Raw genomic sequence first — 2,908 nt, 5'->3', positions numbered from 1 at the left:
CGGCGCTCCGTCCGCCGCCGAGGGTCGCGATCGCGACGAGCGCGACGACGACCTCTTCGGGGAGGGTCGGTGAGCGCGGCGGCGGACGGAGCGCCGGGAACAGTTCGACCCGGTCCGACTCCGATCCGCGGGGTCCGGACGCCGGGTGATGTCAGCCGAGTTAGACGCGTGTCGAAAACAACTCTCGACGGGTACGGATAGCTTTTTACTCCGTTCCCGAAAGGGGGTATTCATGGGACTGGACGACGACGCACGCGAGTACCACCGGGAGGAGCCGCCGGGGAAGATCGAGATCTCGACGACGAAGCCCACGAACACCCAGCGAGACCTCTCGCTGGCGTACTCTCCGGGGGTCGCCGCGCCGTGTCGCGACATCGCCGCCGACCCGGAGTCGGTCTTCGAGTACACGGCCAAAGGGAACATGGTGGCGGTCGTCTCGAACGGCTCGGCCGTGCTCGGTCTCGGCGACATCGGCGCGGCCGCGTCGAAGCCGGTCATGGAGGGAAAGGGGGTCCTGTTCAAGCGGTTCGCCGACATCGACGTCTTCGACATCGAGCTGGACATCGACGAGGTCGACCCGTTCTGTACCGCGGTCTCCGCGATGGAGCCCACCTTCGGCGGGATCAACCTCGAGGACATCAAGGCGCCCGAGTGCTTCGAGATCGAGGAGCGCCTCCGCGAGGAGATGGACGTCCCCGTCTTCCACGACGACCAGCACGGGACCGCGATCATCTCCGGCGCGGCGCTGATGAACGCGGCGGACATCGTCGACAAGGAGCTCTCCGACCTCGAGATCGTCTTCTCGGGGGCGGGCGCGTCCGCCATCGCGACCGCGCGCTTCTACGTCTCGCTCGGCGCGAAACGCGAGAACATCACGATGTGTGACTCCTCCGGGATCATCACGGAGGCGCGGGCGGACGCCGGCGAGGTCAACGAGTACAAACGGGAGTTCGCGAGCGACGTCGAGGGCGGCGACCTCGCGGACGCGATGGCGGGCGCTGACGTGTTCGTCGGCCTCTCGGTCGGCGGGATCGTCTCCCAGGAGATGGTCCGGTCGATGGCGTCCGATCCGGTCCTCTTCGCGATGGCGAACCCGGACCCGGAGATCACCTACGAGGACGCCAAGGCCGCCCGCGACGACACCGTGATCATGGCGACGGGTCGGTCCGACTACCCGAACATGGTGAACAACGTGCTCGGGTTCCCGTTCCTGTTCCGCGGCGCGCTCGACGTGCGCGCGACGGAGATCAACGAGGAGATGAAACGCGCCGCCGCGGAGGCGCTCGCGGAGCTGGCGCGAAAGGACGTCCCCGACGCCGTGGTGAAGGCGTACGGCGACGACCCGCTCCAGTTCGGCCCCGACTACGTCATCCCGAAGCCGCTCGACCCGCGCGTGCTCTTCGAGGTCGCGCCCGCGGTCGCGCAGGCGGCCATGGTCTCCGGGTCCGCACGGACCGAGATCGACCTCGAACAGTATCGCGAGCGCCTCGAGGCGCGACTCGGGAAGTCCCGCGAGATGATGCGGGTCGTGTTGAACAAGGCGAAAAGCGATCCGAAGCGGATCGCGCTCGCGGAGGGAACCGACGAGAAAATGATCCGCGCGGCCTACCAGCTCTCCGAACAGGGGATCGCCGAGCCGGTGCTGCTCGGCGACGCCGACGAGATCTCCCGCACGGCGGACGAGCTCGGCCTCTCCTTCCGCCCGGAGATCGTCGATCCCGACGAGCGGGACGTCACGGCGTACGGCGACCGCCTCCACGAGCTCCGGAAGCGGAAGGGGATCACCCGACGCGAGGCGAACGAGCTCGTCCGCCGGGACACGAACTACCTCGGGAGCGTCATGGTGAAGGCGGGCGACGCCGACGCGATGTTGACCGGGCTCACCCACCACTATCCGTCGGCGTTGCGGCCGCCGCTTCAGGTGATCGGCTCCGCGGAGGACACCGACACCGTCGCCGGCGTCTACATGTTGACGTTCAAGAACCGGGTGGTGTTCTGTGCGGACACGACCGTCAACCAGGACCCGGACCGGGAGACGCTCGCGGAGATCACCCGCCACACCGCCGACCTCGCCCGGCGGTTCAACGTCGAGCCGCGCGCGGCCGTCCTCTCGTACTCCAACTTCGGGAGCGTCGACAACGAGGGCACCCGGAAGCCGCGGGAGGCGGTCGAGCTCCTCCACGACGATCCCGAGGTCGACTTCCCGGTCGACGGGGAGATGCAGGCGGACACCGCCGTCGTCGACGAGATCCTCGAGGGGACCTACGAGTTCTCCGAGCTCGACGAGGCCGCGAACGTCCTCGTGTTCCCGAACCTCGAGGCCGGCAACATCGGGTACAAGCTGCTCCAGCGGCTGGGCGGCGCGGAGGCCATCGGTCCCATGCTGGTCGGCATGGACGAGCCGGTCCACGTCCTCCAGCGCGGCGACGAGGTGAAGGACATCGTCAACCTGGCCGGCGTCGCGGTCGTCGACGCACAGGAGTGAACTGAGTGGTCGGGGTCTTTCCCGAAGAGCTCCGCGAGGACGCCTGGCGGCACGATTCCCTCGGCCCGTCGAGCGGACCTCGAGGTGGTTGCGTCGGAACCCGTACTTGCTGATGCGTTTCAGCACCCTGCTGAGTACGGGGTGTATATGTTTCACGAGAGAATCTGATGTGATTGGGTAGAAGTGATCGACGCTTTTTATTGGATGCGTGTATAATCACCCAGGCCGATTCCTCAATATTAGTTACTCCCATACGACTGATGATTCATTTGTGACAGTACAGGGAGTCCTCTGTCGCGCTCTTGGGCTAACCCTGATGATGTTGAGATGGAATCCTCGGATCTCGACCTCTCCTTCACCTCTCAGTTCAGTACCCGCTAGATCGGAGGCAATAGCACGCCTCTTATACTCACGGACATAAAT

2 protein-coding genes are annotated in these 2,908 nt (G+C 66.1%); one reads left to right on the top strand and one right to left on the bottom strand.

All coding sequences use genetic code 11. The features are described 5' to 3' along the window. Window positions 1-232 precede the first annotated feature (232 nt). Window positions 233-2,485 carry an NADP-dependent malic enzyme gene (locus tag DJ70_RS15350; protein WP_094534519.1) on the top strand — a complete coding sequence of 751 codons (2,253 nt, stop codon included), beginning with the start codon at window positions 233-235 and terminating at the stop codon, window positions 2,483-2,485. A gap of 243 nt (window positions 2,486-2,728) precedes the next feature. Here the strand turns inward: DJ70_RS15350 and DJ70_RS17650 are convergent. Beyond that, a partial coding sequence (locus DJ70_RS17650) for a hypothetical protein (protein WP_218827819.1) occupies window positions 2,729-2,908 on the bottom strand: 180 nt, incomplete at its 5' end.

Origin of the sequence: Halorubrum halodurans, from assembly GCF_002252985.1 — an archaeon.
GTDB lineage: Archaea > Halobacteriota > Halobacteria > Halobacteriales > Haloferacaceae > Halorubrum > Halorubrum halodurans.
Note: the sequence above shows the minus strand (reverse complement) of the source record. Positions and strands in the feature narration are given on the sequence as shown.

Bases quoted from the DNA above. Each gene is read 5' to 3' on its own strand.
- DJ70_RS15350 (WP_094534519.1), top strand. From the start codon at position 233: ATGGGACTGGACGACGACGCACGCGAGTACCACCGGGAGGAGCCGCCG.